This is a genomic window from Sporosarcina luteola (assembly GCF_007991495.1).
GTDB lineage: Bacteria > Bacillota > Bacilli > Bacillales_A > Planococcaceae > Sporosarcina > Sporosarcina luteola.
The window spans coordinates 20,968-37,777 of record NZ_BJYL01000052.1; the positions used below are offsets into that span (position 1 = coordinate 20,968).

13 protein-coding genes are annotated in these 16,810 nt (G+C 42.9%); 5 read left to right on the forward strand and 8 right to left on the reverse strand.

Features of this window, described 5'->3' with window-relative positions; genetic code table 11:
* Positions 1-601: 601 nt before the first annotated feature.
* Positions 602-2,053 (reverse strand): MocR-like pyridoxine biosynthesis transcription factor PdxR, encoded by a 1,452-nt coding sequence (gene pdxR / locus SLU01_RS16050; protein ID WP_147060201.1) that lies wholly within the window; start codon positions 2,051-2,053, stop codon positions 602-604.
* A gap of 407 nt (positions 2,054-2,460) precedes the next feature.
* Positions 2,461-3,414, reverse strand: a complete 954-nt coding sequence (locus SLU01_RS16055) for an alpha/beta fold hydrolase (RefSeq protein ID WP_147060203.1) — start codon at positions 3,412-3,414, stop codon at positions 2,461-2,463.
* 318 nt (positions 3,415-3,732) lie between these two features.
* On the opposite strand from SLU01_RS16055, the gene SLU01_RS16060 reads away from it, so the two are divergent.
* The 5 genes from SLU01_RS16060 to SLU01_RS16080 all read left to right on the forward strand — a co-directional run bounded on the left by SLU01_RS16060 (position 3,733) and on the right by SLU01_RS16080 (position 10,788).
* On the forward strand, positions 3,733-5,868 hold the full coding sequence (locus tag SLU01_RS16060) for a type IA DNA topoisomerase (RefSeq protein WP_147060205.1): 2,136 nt from the start codon (positions 3,733-3,735) through the stop codon (positions 5,866-5,868).
* 238 nt (positions 5,869-6,106) lie between these two features.
* Entirely contained in the window at positions 6,107-7,717 is a 1,611-nt protein-coding gene (locus SLU01_RS16065; RefSeq protein WP_170232733.1) for a glutathione ABC transporter substrate-binding protein, read from the forward strand.
* 122 nt (positions 7,718-7,839) lie between these two features.
* A complete protein-coding gene (cypC, locus tag SLU01_RS16070; protein ID WP_147060210.1) occupies positions 7,840-9,093 on the forward strand; it encodes a CYP152 family fatty-acid peroxygenase CypC in 1,254 nt (417 codons plus the stop codon).
* A 112-nt stretch (positions 9,094-9,205) separates the two neighbouring features.
* Positions 9,206-9,775, forward strand: a complete 570-nt coding sequence (locus SLU01_RS16075; protein ID WP_147060212.1) for a TetR/AcrR family transcriptional regulator — start codon at positions 9,206-9,208, stop codon at positions 9,773-9,775.
* 11 nt (positions 9,776-9,786) lie between these two features.
* The gene (locus SLU01_RS16080) at positions 9,787-10,788 is read left to right on the forward strand and encodes an SDR family NAD(P)-dependent oxidoreductase (RefSeq protein WP_308507745.1); all 1,002 of its coding nucleotides are present in this window, start codon (positions 9,787-9,789) and stop codon (positions 10,786-10,788) included.
* Between the two features lie 40 nt (positions 10,789-10,828).
* Here SLU01_RS16080 and SLU01_RS16085 read toward each other — a convergent pair whose 3' ends face one another.
* From SLU01_RS16085 to SLU01_RS16110, 6 genes are all read right to left on the reverse strand, one after another.
* Positions 10,829-11,101, reverse strand: coding sequence for a hypothetical protein (locus tag SLU01_RS16085; protein ID WP_170232734.1), 273 nt, complete (start codon positions 11,099-11,101; stop codon positions 10,829-10,831).
* Positions 11,102-11,196: 95 nt separating this feature from the next.
* Positions 11,197-13,317 carry an MMPL family transporter gene (locus tag SLU01_RS16090; RefSeq protein ID WP_147060218.1) on the reverse strand — a complete coding sequence of 707 codons (2,121 nt, stop codon included), beginning with the start codon at positions 13,315-13,317 and terminating at the stop codon, positions 11,197-11,199.
* Positions 13,317-13,715 carry a hypothetical protein gene (locus SLU01_RS16095; RefSeq protein WP_147060220.1) on the reverse strand — a complete coding sequence of 133 codons (399 nt, stop codon included), beginning with the start codon at positions 13,713-13,715 and terminating at the stop codon, positions 13,317-13,319. The genes SLU01_RS16090 and SLU01_RS16095 overlap by 1 nt, the downstream gene beginning before the upstream one ends.
* Before the next feature lie 75 nt (positions 13,716-13,790).
* The gene (locus SLU01_RS16100) at positions 13,791-15,170 is read right to left on the reverse strand and encodes a sensor histidine kinase (protein ID WP_147060222.1); all 1,380 of its coding nucleotides are present in this window, start codon (positions 15,168-15,170) and stop codon (positions 13,791-13,793) included.
* On the reverse strand, positions 15,167-15,829 hold the full coding sequence (locus SLU01_RS16105) for a response regulator (protein ID WP_147060229.1): 663 nt from the start codon (positions 15,827-15,829) through the stop codon (positions 15,167-15,169). Before SLU01_RS16105 ends, SLU01_RS16100 begins: the two co-directional genes overlap by 4 nt.
* 2 nt (positions 15,830-15,831) lie before the next feature.
* Positions 15,832-16,647, reverse strand: a complete 816-nt coding sequence (locus SLU01_RS16110; protein WP_147060223.1) for a YihY/virulence factor BrkB family protein — start codon at positions 16,645-16,647, stop codon at positions 15,832-15,834.
* Between the last annotated feature and the right edge of the window lie 163 nt (positions 16,648-16,810).

Here is a 16,810-nt window from a genome sequence, read left to right on the forward strand (position 1 = left end):
ATAATAAACAATCTTATCCTTATTTAAATACTAAAAAGATATCTCGCTATTTTTTCATTTGTACATAAATAAAAAATGCGCATAATCAGATTTAGCATCTGAATTTATGTGCATTTTCAAGTTTCTTTTATCTTCAATTCTCTAAACTGTTGTCAAAAGTTCCAATACTTTCTAACAGATGAATGGTATGCTTATAGATAGTTTTAGTAACTGTTCAATTTCCTCAAAAAGTGGTTGGTTTAAATAACTCTTAATTGGATGGTTCTCGAAAATGTTTTATATTATATAATTATAATGTATAGAATAAAAAACATTTATAAAAAGGAGTAAGGTATGACGGCAGCTCTCATCGTTTCATTCATTTTTGTATTTATTGTTTTAGTTGTCGGACTGATTATGACCATATCCGCGGCTAATTCTATGAATAAAGGTTACAAGAGTGAAAACAGTTTTTCTTCTCTGCTATGGGTTTATGTTCTAGCAATCCCATTTACTATTATAGTAGTTCTTGTAGGTATATTTCTAGTTTATTAACAACAGAGGACGGTTCGGAACCAGTGAAATAGTACAAATGGGGGAACTAGAAAGTTATTGGAGCTCTTTAGACATTTTCAAACATTCCCCCATTATTTCTTAGCGCGTAGACAAACCTAGAAACGCCTTCTTTTATTGAAGCTTCGTTCCCTTTGCCATAAGTAAATCGAACGTATCCATTTTTTGAGCCCATTATTCTCCCAGGTACAAATGAAACGCCCTTTTTCATGGATTCTTCAAGTAACTTATATTCATCAATTTCATGATTTATTTTACACCATAAATGAATTCCGCCTTGTGGCACTAAATATGTAACCTCGTCTTTAGATAAGCTGTCCAAAGCCCAAATTAACGCATTCCTTCGCTCCCTCAGTTGAATCCTTAAATCTAAAACGTGTTTGTCAAATTGGGGGGAATCTAGAAATTGATTTGCTATCCATTGCGGAAAAACACTATGGCCAAAGTCAATTTGCTGTTTGCCGTCTGACAAGCGTTTAATCACTTTTTCCGGACCAATAATCCAACCAATGCGCAGTCCTGATGCAACCACTTTTGATAACGAACTAATGTATAAAACATTATCATTATCGTCCATTGACTTTAACGTAGGTCCAATGCACCCGTTGAATGACGTCAAATTATAAGGATCATCCTCTATTATTGGGAAACCGTGTTTTGATGATAATTCCAATATTCTCTTTCGGCGTTCCAGCGACATTTTCGTGCCAGTAGGATTTTGATAATCAGGATTTAAGAAGAGCATACGAATTCGATGTTTTCTTTGTAAAGCTTCAATATCATCAGGATTTACACCATGTTGATCAACTGGGAGTAAAAGCGTTTTAACACCAAATGATTGAAAGATCGGTAAAGAGAATGCATAGGATGGGTCTTCAATCGCTACTGTATCCCCTGGTTTTAACAAGCACTGAACGATTAGGTGTATTGCTTGCTGAGCACCCGATGTAATCAATATGGAGTCTGGCTCAACCACCATACTTTTATATGTTTTCATATGTTTACAAATGGTCTCCCGTAATCCCGCATCGCCTAAAGGATGATCGTAACCTAAATGCTCATCAAACGCATGCTCCTTAAGAATCCTAGCGAATTGGACGTTAGGTAGTAAATCTGCTGCAAGTTCCCCGCTTGATAGGTTAATCATTCCTTTTTGCTCAGTTTCATTACGAAGTTTCTGTACCAACGGAAGATTCGGAAGAAATGAGCCATCCTCTACATATCTCCCCCAATTGGGAACCCTTTTATGAGTTAGCCCCCATATATCCGTATTTATATACGTGCCGCTCCCTATCTTTCTGACAATTAATCCGACTGCCTCTAGCTCATCATAAGCAGTCACCACCGTACTCCTATTAATCTGTAAGTTTTTTGCCAACTCACGTTCAGATGGTAATGGCTGGTCCTGAGATAAATCCCCCGATACAATTGCATTCTCTATTTGTTCTACAAGTTGCCTATACATAGGTTTTTTTATTGAACGGTCTAGCATAAATTGCATTATACTCCACCCTTTATTTGTAATTTTTATATAACGATTTATGTATTATGCTCATAATGATACAGTAAATGCTATTATAGCATCTCCTGATATCAGTATCCGGAAGTAGTGGTATAGATGACCTTGGCCATGAATCGGATGACAGTCACTCAAACAAATGAAATAAACGTGGATTTCTCCACTTGTTCAACCTTTCATGAAGATTAATCTCACGCTAGATCCTAGCTCCCAACCCGTAAACTTCTCCCATTTATGCGATAATAACAGAACGAATGTTTCATCATATAATGAAAGGAGGGGCTAGTGTGAAGCCAGCCATCCTAGCCGAAAAACCATCCCAAGCGAAAGCGTATGCAGACGCGTACGCGAACCGGGAGGCTTTCTTGAATTCATAACTTCCTAATCCATCACGACTCTGTCGGTCTGTTAGCTAAAAACTCATTCAATTGCTCTGTAATTTCCTTGTATTTATCCAAGTATAGTTGATGGGTACTATCAATTTCATAAACTTTCGTGTAGGTGGAATCCTTCGTCAAGTCGGTGTGCATTTTCACCCAGTCTCTATTTTTTTCAATAGGGAAATTCTTCTGTCCCTCTATCGATTCCGTTGCAAGGAAAAAAGCAACTGGCAAATTGGCAGGGAATGAATACTTTTTAGATTCATCAAGGTTTTCATTCATACGTGCAGCCTCGTCAACAACATTCTTGTTCGCATTTACTTTCTTTGCAATTTTACGGTATTGTTCGTTCACTTCGTCACTAACCTCAGGAATTGGTGGAACATCATCCGATGCTGGCTGCTCATTATTTATAGCTATCCCATCATACATCGATGGCGTGCTCGTATCTAATCCTATGAAACCAGTCAGCTCATCGCCATAGCTATCTACATATTTCATCGAATACACACCCGAGATAGAATGCGCCATCAAAATATACTTGTCCACACCTTCAATTTGCTGAACTGCTTCATGGATTTCCTCCGTGATATTTTCAATCGTACGCGGCTCATCGATCACATCACTCAGACCATAACCAAAAGGCTCAACGACAAGTACCCGATAGTGAGGTGTAAGTTCCTCTAGCATTTTAGTATAAGTTAAGCCAGGGGCGATATCTCCATAGCCAGGAATCCAGACGATGGTTTCCTCCCCTTCACCAACATCCAAAACGTTCATTTTCTTCCCTTTGACATCGACTAGCTGACCGTAGGACTTAATGCCCTGGTCTGTGCTTGATGATTGATCTACAACAGATTCAACCGGCTTAACGGGTTTTTCTACTACCTCATTGGAAGAACAACCAGCGCTAAGCGCCAATACCGACATAATTGAAAGTGCTACGGTATATCTTTTTTTCATACTAATAAACTCCCTTTTTCTCTATTATTCAGCCAGATTTCAACCTTCATCGGCTTATACTATTAGCTTACTCATTCAATATGAAACGTATATGAAACGAACTTTTTTATTTAACGCACATCACGCCTCTTTATGCGCACTATTCTTGAGACCTCGATAATATCATCCGCAGTTTCTTCGTCTAGGTTACCCGTCGGTTTATCAGCTATCCCTATCCAAATAAAGTATTTCTACACCCCTTCTCAACTTCATAGCTATCCTTCCTACTTTATGAGATAATCAGAACAAGTGTACCAACCTACAGACTGAGGTGAGAAAATGAAACCCGTAATCATAGCTGAAAAACCATCCCAAGCAAAAGCGTATGCAGACGCTTTTTCCGTACGCAAACAGGAAGGCTTTCTTGAAATCACGCCATGTCCAACTTTTCCGGCAGGGGCCTATATTACATGGGGCGTCGGCCACTTGGTCGAACTGAAGGAGCCGCATGCGTACAACCCGGCCTGGAAACGCTGGACGCTTGGCAGCTTGCCGATTTTGCCGGACCGGTATGAATTTCAAGTAGCGAAGGGGAAGTTCAAGCAGTTTCAGATTGTGAAGAAGCTTATTCGCGGGACTGATACAGTTATTAACGCGTGTGACGTTGACCGCGAAGGATCGAATATCTTCTATAGTATTTATTATCAAACCGGCGCGCGGAATCAGACGATCAAGCGGCTTTGGATCAATTCGCTTGAAGTCGATGAAGTGCGGAAAGGGTTTGCGAACTTGCGGGACAACCGTAAGGACTTGCAGCTGTATGAAGAGGCGAAAGCCCGTCAGATCAGTGACTGGCTTGTCGGGATGAACGCTTCGCGCTTGTATACGCTTTTATTGAAGGCGAAAGGGGTTCAGGAAGTGTTTCCGATTGGGCGCGTACAGACTCCAACAGTTTACTTAATCTATCAGCGACAACACGAGATTGAAACATTCGTATCGGAGCCCTTTTTTGAAGTTGAAGCGACATTCAAAGCGGAGCACGGTACGTATAAAGGCAAGGCGAAAGCGAAGGAGCCGAAGCGGGAGATCATTCAGGAACTCCTTGCGAAACACGGAATTCAACCGAATTCGCCTGGCGTCATCACTGCTGTCACCCATACTGATAAACGGACGCCGCCTCCTCAGCTTCACTCGCTGTCGACGTTGCAAGCAACGGCAAATCGACGATGGAAGATGAGCCCTGCGAATGTCTTGAAGACGATGCAAGGCTTATATGAGAAAAAGCTTGTCACCTACCCGCGGACAGATGCTCGCCATATTACGCCGAATGAGTTTGCGTATTTGAAGGACCAAGTTGGCGATTACCAACAACTGATCGGCCATCCGTTCCCCATTGCTTCGCTGTCGCCGAAGAAGCGATATGTTGATAGTTCAAAGGTGCAGGAACATTATGCGATCATCCCGACGAAGAAAGTGCCAACACAGGCGGTCCAAGGAAGAATGTCGCCGCTCGAGCGAAATTTATATGAAGAGGTTGTCCGCACGACGCTTGCCATGTTTCATACCGATTATTTATATACAGAGACGAAAGTGACGACGGATGTGAATGGCCTTCCGTTTTTTACGACTGGCAAAACGGAAAGGGATTTGGGCTGGAAGGCTTTATTCCAACGGTCCAAGGATGAAAAGGACGAGCCTGCCTTGCCGCCGCTTCGCATGCAAGAAATCGTCCAGTCTGCTATTGGTATTAAAGAAGGCAAGACGATGCCACCGAAGCCATACACGGAAGGTCAGCTCATCGCGATGATGAAAACTTGCGGGAAATTGGTTGAGGATAAAGAGGAAACAGATATTTTGAAAGAGATTGAGGGGCTTGGAACTGAAGCGACCCGAAGCGGTATTATCGAGACGATTAAAAAGCATGGATATATTACCGTGTCGAAAAACATTGTGTCAATTACGGAAAAAGGTCGTGTTCTTTGCCAGGCAATCGAAGGGAATCTGCTTGCCAGCCCATCGATGACGGCGAAATGGGAAACATATTTGCGGAAAATTGGTAATGGCGAAGGAAGCGGACAGCATTTCCTTGATAACACTTCAAAGTTCATTGCAAAGCTATTGGATGATGTACCGAAGCAGTTGGAAGCTAAGCCGATCGATGCGACAAAGGTTCCGCCTCGGCAATCAAAGTCCCGCGGTTCCTATCAAGCAGTAGAGGTGGCTCCATGTCCGGCTTGTAAAACCGGAATGATTCTTGCCCGTAAAGGTTTTTATGGCTGCAGCAATTATAAAAATGGCTGCAAGCAAACATTTCCGGGAATATTTCTGAAGAAGAAGCTGACCTCTGCACAAGTGAAACTGCTCTGCACGAAGGGGAAAACGAATACGATTAAAGGATTTACCGCGAATAACGGCAATCAGTTCGATGCCAGTCTCGCACTGGAAAATGGAAAGCTGAATTTGGTGTTTCAATAATTTTTCGGATCGTTACGACTCGTAACGGTCCTTTTTATATATAGTTCTCCGGCAAATAAATTTGCATGGTTATTCAATAATATGAATAATATATTCTTTAATTTGTATAACTCACTACTTATATCTCTACCTTTCTATTCATTTTAAGAATAACTATTTACTTATCAGACAATACTGTTATATTTGAATTGATAGTGTCATTTATAGTTGAGTGGGATAAAAAAACAAAAAGGGGTAGATGGGTTTGAAAACAAATTGGAACTACGTCTTGTCCTTATTACCAATGTTGGTAATAATGCTATTGTTGTCTGCATGTGCTGCTGATGACAAAGCCGAGGGGAATGTAGGGGAAGAAGGTGGAGAAGCAGTTTCCACAGATGGCGGAGAGCTAGTATTGGCAGTCTTATCCGATGCTGCTACGCTTGATCCGCATACTGCTACAGATGTTCCTACTGCTGCGGTTCTAACGAACGTAGTGGAAGGTCTTGTTCAAAAAGACAAGGATGGAAACCTTGTCCCTAATCTAGCGAAATCATGGGAAGCCATTGATGATACAACATGGGAATTTAAACTTCAGGAAGGCGTAAAATTCCATGACGGAGAAGACTTTAATGCAGAAGTAGTTAAAAAGAACTTTGAACGCATCCTAGATCCTGCAGTGGCCGCACCACGCGCCTTCCTGTTTGAAGTCATTTCAAATATTGAGGTTGTTGATGAGTACACGGTGCGCATGGAAACGGAATATCCATTCGCTCCATTAATTGCACACTTGAATCACCCAGTAGGCGTCATGATCAGCCCAAAGCTAATTGAGGCTGACTATGCAGGCATTAAAGACGGTAAAATTCCAGGTGCCGTTGTTGCTGAAGGGCCAATCGGTACTGGATTTTTCAAATTCGACTCTTGGATACCTGGAACGGAAATCGTTCTCGTGAAAAATGAAAGTTATTGGGGAGAGCCAGCATCCCTTGACAAAGTTACCTTTAAAGTCATTCCCGAAAGTGGTACCCGCGTCGCCGAATTGGAAACCGGATATGCACATTTAATTGAACCTGTGCAACCGAATGAAGTTGCCGGTATTGACGAGTCTGGTAAAGCAAAAGTGGATGTCACCAACGGCTCATCACTCTCATACGTTGGATTTAACGTGGAAAAGGAGCCGTTCAACCATGTAGAAGTCAGACAAGCAATTTCTATGCTAGTGAATAAGGAAGAGATATTGGACGGAATTTATGATGGCTTCGGAATTGCCGCTGTCGGACCGCTGGCACCAGGCGTATTTGGCTATAACGAAGCCATGAAACCTCTTTCATACGACCCTGAGAAAGCGATTGAGCTTTTAGAAAAGGCAGGTTACGGAGATGGTTTCAAGACCACGATTTGGACAAATGACAACCCTCAGCGAATGGATACGGCTGTATTACTTCAACAAGAGCTCAAACAGGCTAATATCGACGTCGAAATTGAAGTATTAGAATGGGGCGCTTATTTGGAGAAAACGGCCAATGGCGAACATGATATGTTCATCCTTGGTCTGTCGAACCCTGTTGGTGACGCCGACTATTTCTTGACGCAACTCTTCCATTCATCCAATAAGGGATCATCTGGAAATAGGGCATTCTATGAAAATGCGGAAATCGACAAACTGTTGGATGATGCCCGTCAGGAAATCGATGAGGGCAAACGCCTTGCTTTATATGATAAAGTACAGGAGATGCTAATCGAGGAAGCACCAATGGTCTATATTCACCACCAAGCTTATTTAACTGGCGTCAGTGACAAGATTCAAGGCTACTGGATTAACGATTCTGGCCACTATAAATTACAAGATATCAAGTTTGTCGAGTAATACATTGAGACGAAGAACTACAAGGTGCTTGCCGCATTGGCAAGTGCCTTTTCTTTTGCTGATGTTTGTTTGAAAAACAACAAGGGAACTATGTAACTAAGGATCAGCAGGGAGGAATTAGGATGAAGACTTTTCCGAGAGAAGAAGGAATTGACCATACTTTAACACTGATGCGAGAAGGGTATCAATATATTCAGAACCGCCGTGAAAGCTTTCAGTCCGATGTTTTCGAAACGAGGTTGCTTGGTGAAAAGGTCATCTGTTTATCGGGCGAAGAAGCAGCCCGTATTTTTTATGATAACGACAAGTTTATCCGCCATGGCGCTGCTCCAAAACGCGCACAGAAGACGCTGCTTGGCGAAAATGGCGTCCAGACACTTGACGGGGAGACACATCATCATCGAAAGGCAATGTTCATGACACTTATGTCACCTGCCGGATTAAAGAAAATGAACGAACTGATAGCAGTGCAATGGGAGAAGAAAATTGAAGAATGGGCTGGGAAGAAAAGAGTTAACCTCTATGAACAGGCTCAGGATATTTTAACGCGGGCAGCATGTGAATGGGCTGGCGTTCCTCTTGAAGATGACGAAGCTGAGGAAAAACGGAAAGAACTTGCGTTGCTATTTGAAACACCCGCTTCTGCAGGTGTCCATTATTGGCGCGGAAAACGGGCACGTACTAATTTGGAGACATGGATTGGCGGCTTGATTGAACAAGTACGGGCCGGGGATCTTCAGGTGCCTGAAGAAAGTGCGCTATATCAATTTTCCTTTCATCAAGATTTGGAAGGAAATCTATTGGATAAAGAAACTGCTGCTGTTGAAGTGTTGAATATCATCCGGCCAATCGTTGCAGTTTCTATTTATATTGCATTTCTCGGACACGCTATCATCAGTCACCCAGAAGAAAAGCGTAAATTGGCTTCCCGGAAAGAGAGCGCCTTGGAAAACTTCGTTCAGGAAGTGCGGCGACTGTATCCATTCTTCCCTTTTAACGGAGCAAGGGTAAAAGTTGATTTCGAATGGAACGGCTACCAATTTGAAAAGGGCATTTTGACGCTGCTTGATTTCTTTGGAACAAATCGCGACCCGCGCAGTTGGACGAACCCGACTCTTTTTGATCCATCCCGTTTTGAAGATGAAACGATAACGTCTTATAATTTTATGCCACAAGGCGGTGGGGATCATGCGACCGGCCACCGATGTCCCGGAGAATGGCTGACGATCGAGGTTATGAAAATCAGCTTGGATTATTTAGCGAACCGGATGGAATTTGACGTCCCTGACCAAGACATCAGTTATAGCTTGGTCAGCATGCCATCCATACCGAATAGTGAAATTGTATTGGAAAACGTAAGGCGTGTTGCTAAATGAATGGTTAATATTTTTAAGCTATGCGTATTGAAATGTCCCATTCCTCCCCCATTGACAACTTGTAAAAAGTAAATTACACTTTATTTGAACAGTGGTCAAATGAGGAGGTACTATGTCATCTCATAATTCTGTACAACGTGATCTAACGAAAGACATGATCATGGATGCTGCAAGGGATTTATTCATCGAAAAAGGATACGAACATGTTTCAATGCGGCAAATTGCGAAAGAGCTTGGTTATAGCCATGGAGCTATCTACTATCATTTCACAAATAAGGCAGAGCTTTTTTTTGCGCTTGTGGTGGAGCACTTTGGCATGTTGGAACAAAAATTACTCCAACTGGAACAAACTCCTCTCGAATCAAAAGAAAAGCTTGAAGCGATCTTGCTTGGTTACATCGAATTTGGTTTAACACATCAAAGCCACTATGAGATCATGTTTTTAATCAAAGACGAGGAAGTGCGAGATTTTATTAATCAAAGTCCATATAAAACATATGAAATTTTTGCTCAAACGGTTCATCGATTATGTGGAGGGAAACTTTCCATTCAGGAAATCTGGTCCGTCTTCCTATCTTTGCATGGGTTTGTCACCCATTATTTACGCCATGTCATTAAATTCGACGACGTTTCTGACCTGGCGAAGGCGCACGTCAAATTTTTATTAAAGAATATTTCTTAAAAAGGCAGCCATTGAATTGGCTTTCTTTTTTCAACTCATTTGAACAGTGGTCAAATAATATTCTAGGGGGATTTCATATGAAAAAGGCACTTGTTTTGGGAGCGTCGGGCGGAATGGGGTATGCGCTTGTAAATGAATTGATTAGCAGGGGAACGCAAGTAATTGCATTCGCCCGTTCAGAACAGAAATTGAAGAATTTATACGAAGAACGACAGGGAGTCACGATTAAAATCGGAGATGTTTTTAACTTGCAAGATATTGTAAGTGCCGCTGATAGTGTAGATGTCATTTTTCAAGCGGCTAATATTCCTTATCCTGATTGGAAGGAAAAATTAGTGCCTTTCATTGGGAATGTCCTAAAAACGGCAGAAATCCAAAAAACGAAGCTTGTACTTATCGAGAATATTTACGCATACGGGCGATCACCTGGCGTCAAAGTGACGGAGAATACTTTGAAACGACCGCATACAAAAAAGGGGAAGATCCGCTTAGAAGTTGAAAATCTCGTCAAACAATCCAGCGTCCCAACCACTATCGTTCATTTTCCTGACTTTTATGGTCCGAACGCAGAAAATACGCTTTTGCATTTCACTTTAAAAGATGCCATTCGGAACAAAAAGGCAATGTTTGTCGGAGATCAAACAATCGCAAGGGAATTTATTTACACACCGGACGGAGCAAGAACCGCAGTCAATCTGGCAATGCACGAAAATGCTTATGGACAGAACTTTAATATTTCCGGTTATGATGTGATTGCTGGGAAGGAAATTATTCAGATAATACGTGAACTTTCCAAATACAATAAGTCAGTTTCGACTATCTCCAAAAATCATTTTCGTCTTCTTGGTATTTTCAATGCGGGGATGCGTGAAATGGTGGAAATGTTCTATTTGAACGAAGAGCCAGTTGTATTGGACGGCACTAAATATGAGAAAGAAATCGGCCCGCTTCCACGCACTTCCTATCGGGAAGGATTGAAGCAAACTATAGCTTATATGAACAGCAAGAATTAAAAAAGAACATAACAGGGGCTTTGACGCGAGCTGACCTGCTTTAGATATCCACCTTGAGGACGGAGCATACTTTCTTGAGCGCAGAACTCACTTTCTTGAGCGCGGAACTCGCTTTCTTGAGCGCGGGACTTACTTCCTTGAGCGCGAAACTTACTTTCTTGAGCGCGAAACTTACTTTCTTGAGCGCGAAACTCACTTTCTTGAGCGCGGAACTCACTTCCTTGAGCGCGAAACTTACTTCCTTGAGCGCGGAACTCACTTCCTTGAGCGCAGAACTCGCTTCCTTGAGCGCGAAACACGTTTCCTTGAGCACGGATTTCACTTTAGAAGCTGATCATCTTAATTACCAAAAGACTGTTCAGGAAGCCGGATTTCCGACTTTCTGAACAGCCCTCTCTTATAGTATAGTTACATTCGCTTCGGCCAAAAGCTCCATTTTTTCCCTAAGAGCACTAAGACGGCTGGAATGAGCATTGGTCGGACGATGAACGTGTCGATCAAAATCCCTAACGCCATAATGAAACCGAACAGCTTCAGTTCATAAATCGGCATTGTCGCGAGCACAAGGAATGTCGCTGCTAGGATTAACCCTGCAGAACTGATCACTCCCCCGGTGCGCTCTAACCCTTTGCGCACCGCATCGTCAAAAGGCATCGCCTTCATCTCTTCCCGAATCCTTGCAATGAGCATGATGGAATAATCGACACCAAGTGCAACGAGGAAGACGAATGAATAAAGAGGCATCCGGTAGCTAAGTCCATCGAGGTCCAAGAACACCTCGAATAAGAAGTATGCCAATCCGACTGTCGCCGCGAATGACAGTAAGATGCTGCCCATCATGTAAATTGGTGCAATCATCGATCTCGTTTGGAAGCCTAGCATGACCGTGATCAAAACAGTCATCAAAATCATGACAATCCATGTATCCCGGTCATTGATATCTCTTAAATCAGCATTGACCGCTGTCTCGCCGGATATATACATGGCCGTATTTGACAAGTCTGCTTCCTTCAGGAGTTTGTCACTATCTTCCCGTAGCTTCAATACCGCATCAAATGCTTTCGCATCGTACGGATTCCCTTCAAAAGTAACGGAGAACTTTGCGGCGTTTCCTGCTTCATTCAAAGGATTACCTTGCGTCGTCACTTGAGCGATTGCTGGATCTTCCTCAATCCGTTCAATAACTGTCTGTAACTGTTCCATGCCTAATTCATTGTCTGAAACGAAAAGCAATGTGCCCGGTGCCAAGCTTCCTTCTGAAAAGTCCTGCCCCAACCGCTCATAGCCAACCCGTGATGAAAGATCTTCCGGGAACGAAGCGATGAGATCATAGGATTCTTTCATATTTGTCATATTCCAAGCACCTAACGCAAGCAGCAACAGAATCGGGATCATGAATTGCAACGGCTTTTTCGTAACGACAGCTGCCACTTTGCCCCAAATTGTTTTCTTCTCAACTGTTGCTTCTCCATATTTCGGAATGACCGGCCAGAATGCCTTTCGCCCAATTACCGCGAATAATGCTGGCAATAGTGTCAATCCTGCAATGAGCATTGCAGCTGCAGCAATCGCGAATACCGGTGCAAAATTACGATACGGCTCATACACTGCGAAGAATAACGTAGCAACCCCTAACACAATCGTACTGCCGCTAAAGAAAATCGGTTCTTTCACGTGACGCATCGTTTCCTTCATGGCTGCGCTCGCATCTTCATGCGTTTTCAATTCTTCCCGATAACGGGAGAAGATGAGCAATGAATAATCCGTAACGACCGCAAACAATAAAATCGTCATAATCGACAGCGCCTGACTATCCACTCCAAACCAACCCATCTTAGAAGCGAAACCGATGACCCGGTCGACAACTGCGTAAACAATTCCTGCTCCTGCTAACGGAATGAGCGTCAGCAAAGGCGATCGGTAAATGACTAATAGTAGAACCAGAATTAGTCCCACTGTCGAAAGCAGTAGAACAATATCCGCCTGGCTGAAAAGCTCAATTGCGTCTGAAGCAATCCCTGCCGGACCGGTCCAAGACAATTCGACCGCTTCATCTACTTGCCCGTCAACAGTTTCTTTGATGGATTGAACTAACTTATTCAGGTCTTTTCCTTCAAGGTTTTTCGGCAAAGAAAGAGGAATAAAGAATGTCTTCTGATTCTCTGACAAAAATGCCACTCGTTGCTCAGGCTTTAATTGGGATAAAGGAATGACATCCACTTCATCAAACGCACTATCCTCTTTCATGGATTCAATCGCTTGTGCGTAGCTGACCATCTCTTCATCCGTCAGCCCGCCGTCCTTGTGGAATACTGCAAATAGCGGGATGCCCCCATCGTTCGGAAAATAATTTTCCAACTCATATGCGGCTACGATGGACGGAGCATCGGATGGCAGCCCCGAGTCTTTATTCGCAATGACATGTTCCTTGCTCCCTGGCGCAAGCGCGGAAAGCAAGACAGTGATGATGAGCCAAATCCCTATGGAGAGCCACCATAACCGCCTTCCTTTTAATTTCCCTTCAGACATTAGCGTCTTCCTTCTTTCTCAATGAGAAATGTAAGTAACACGAACAACGCAAAGCTGATAAGCAAGACGCTTCCACCGACGATATAGAAGATGAGCGAGAATGTTTCGTTCAGACCGAATGGTTGCATGAATTGGAACCACATTCCCATCGTCAATCCGATTGAGCCGACAATCGCCGTGAATCCATGCGCAGTAACGAGTTTTTTCGCCCGGACCTTAAATATTTTATAGAACACTCCCCACGCAAATACCGATAACCATCCAACGACTAGAATATGCGCGTGGATTGGTCGAAATGCATAGGAACCTGCCCCTGCCATATGGGATCCTAAAAATGCCCCTATCATTCCAAAAATCGCTGAAATACGGATCAGTCGTATACTCCATTTCTCCTGCATTGATGATTCCTCCTGTTCCCAGTTTGTTATACCCTTATCTTAAGGAGTCAACATGAACGGAACATGAACAATACATTACAACTTTGGAAGGATAACCGTAAAAGTCGTACCTACGCCGTCATTGCTGTCAACATGGATGTCGCCTCCATGGAGTTCAACAACCTCTTGAACGATGGACAACCCTAACCCCGTGCCTTCTATCTCCCATGTTCGAGATTCATCCACACGGTAAAAACGGTCGAATATCCTTGATAAGTGTTCTGACGCAATCCCAATGCCATCATCGCGCACTTCTATTCTCACGCGGTCTTCATAATCGGTTAGAACGATGTCGACCTTGCCCTTTGGACTTGTATATTTCAGCGCATTGGATATTAAGTTCTCCCATACTTTCTCAAGAAACGAAGGATCACCGGTGAATTCAACCTCATCTAGCTCAACTGAAATGGAAATTTGCTTTTCCTCCGAAAGCCAACGGTATTTTCGGACCGTTTCCTTTATTTGTGTGTCCATCCGAAACGACTTCAAGTGCAAAGGTGATGAAAGCTGATCTAACGATGTCAATAACAGCAATTGCTTCGTCAAGGAAGAGAGCCGTTCTGTTTCGGATTGAATGACGGTTGCATAATTCTTCCTGTCGAGCATAGGCAGATCATCATTTTTCAATAAATCCGCATACCCTTTTATATTCAATAATGGCGATTGAAAATCATGAGATACATCACTGATGAATTCTTTTCGTATCCGATCATTCTCACTCAATCGTTCCGTCATCTTTTGGAAACTTTGCGCAAGCTGGCCAATCTCATCTTTACGATTAATTTCAAGTGTTCCTGTAAACCGCTCTTCTGCAACCCTTTTTGTCGCTACCGTAAGTTTAGTAATCGGCTCAATCAGTTTCTTTGCAACAATTAACATCGATAACAAACTAACAATTGCCATGACGACAACCATACCGCCTAAAAGAAAATGAACCTCTGTGAACAGCATTTTAATATCCGGGCGCATGAACAGCGCAAATCTTTTCCCATTGATATCAAATGGGACACCAACCGTATTTGCAAGCTGATCGGAGAAGAAGCCGGTCATGAACGTTTCCGTCTTCAAATCGCGCATGCCATGATACCGGTCTCCACCTAATACAAGGTCAACCGCTTCTTGCTCTAGATTTTGCTCGCGAAATGGCGCACCGTAAAAAGAGGCTTGTCCATCCTCATCAATAACGTACAATTTATAACCAACCGCTGCTTGTGTTTGAAAGAAATCATCTAGTCGATCCATTTTTTCCGATTCGATAAATTCGGCAAGTGATAAAGCAATATTCATGTTCTTTTCATCGTTCTGTCCCTTCAATTGCTGGTGGTAATATGTATTGACGACTAAAAATGCAATAATAGCGCTTGTCATCATAATGCCGGTCGTGAAGGAGAGAAACTTCCCGTATAGCGACCTCATGGAGCCACCTCCAGCTTGTAGCCGACTCCGCGAACAGTTACGATTTTCACCTCTTCCGGCAACTTCTCCCTCAACCGTTTAATATGGACATTCAACGTCTGCTCGTCCCCTTCATAATCAAACCCCCAAACCCGCTCAATAAGGAGATCCCTTTCAAATACATAGTTCGGTTTAGAAGCCAAAACGGATAATAATTCGAATTCCTTCAACGGTGGCAAAAGCACCTTCTTCCCTATCGATACTTCATAGCTTTGACGGTTGATGATCATCGGGCCAACTTCAATAATCGTATCGACCGCTTTATCATAACGCCTTAAAATCGCATTAATACGAAACAGCAATTCTTTCGGCTCGAACGGCTTCACAACATAGTCATCAGATCCCGCTAAAAACCCTTTCTCCTTATCCTCAAGTTCCCCTTTAGCCGTTAGTAATAAAACCGGGATATCCGCTTCTGCACGCAATCTCTTCGTCAATTCATACCCATCCATTCCAGGCATCATCACATCAACAACCGCAAGATCCGGAAGCTGTTTCTCGATCCTCTCAAGAGCCTGTAAACCATTAACCGCCTTTATGACTTCATAACCGGCTTGAGATAAATGGATATTCACAAGCTCCAAAATATTAACATCGTCATCTACAACAAGAATTCTCATCATCATCGAACCTTCCTTCTGCTAGACACTCTTAATTCCGCATTTAAGAGCCCGGAAATCATCAAAATGACAGCAGTGAAATAAAACCAAAGTACGAGCAAAATGATTCCGGATAACTGCCCGTACAATTTCGTATAGTCTACCTTCGCCACGTAGCTTCCGAAAAAGAGCGAAAACAGTTGCCATCCAATTGCTGAAAAAAGCGCTCCTGGTATCACTTCTTTTACTCTCATTCTACCTGTTGGCACAACTTTGTAAAACAATAGGAAAAATAGAATTAAAAACAACGTCCCTAAACCCCACTTTACCAACGGCCATATATACAGCCAGCCACTCCATTGCTCAACCACATCATAATGCGTAATCACCTCATGCAGCGCCCTTTCAACTAATGGAAGAAATAGGGACAGAGAAAGAACTAACATGAATAGGAAGGTAACAGCTAAGTCCCGAATCAGCACTTTCCAAAACGCATACCGTCTGATGTAACCATTTGCCTGATCTAATGAACGAGCGAGTGACTGCACAGCCACCGAAGATAACCAGAAAGCGACAGCCAGGCTTGTATATAAAACTTTCCCCTGCACTTTGAAAATGATGGCCCGCACATTCTGCTCAATGATGATATACGCTTCACTCGGGGCAAAGGGCTTTATAAAAGCCAAAAACATCTCTTCATCGACAGGTAAATAACTTAGCAGCGAGAACAGGAAAATGAGAAAAGGAAACATCGACAGCAACAAATAATATGCCGTTTGTGCCGCCTGATCGAAAAATCGTTCTTTGAAAAAGCGCGAAGCTACCTTCTTTATGATCACCTTCTCCCACCTCCTCCCTTCAATATACCCTATTCTTCTTCAAGAAATAGAATGCGTACAAAGTATTTCATTAGAAATTTGAGTTAAGGGGTGGAGGGCTTCTTTGAGCGCGAGACAGCGACCTATGAGCGTGGAACAGCAGTCTTTGAGCGCACGGCGACGA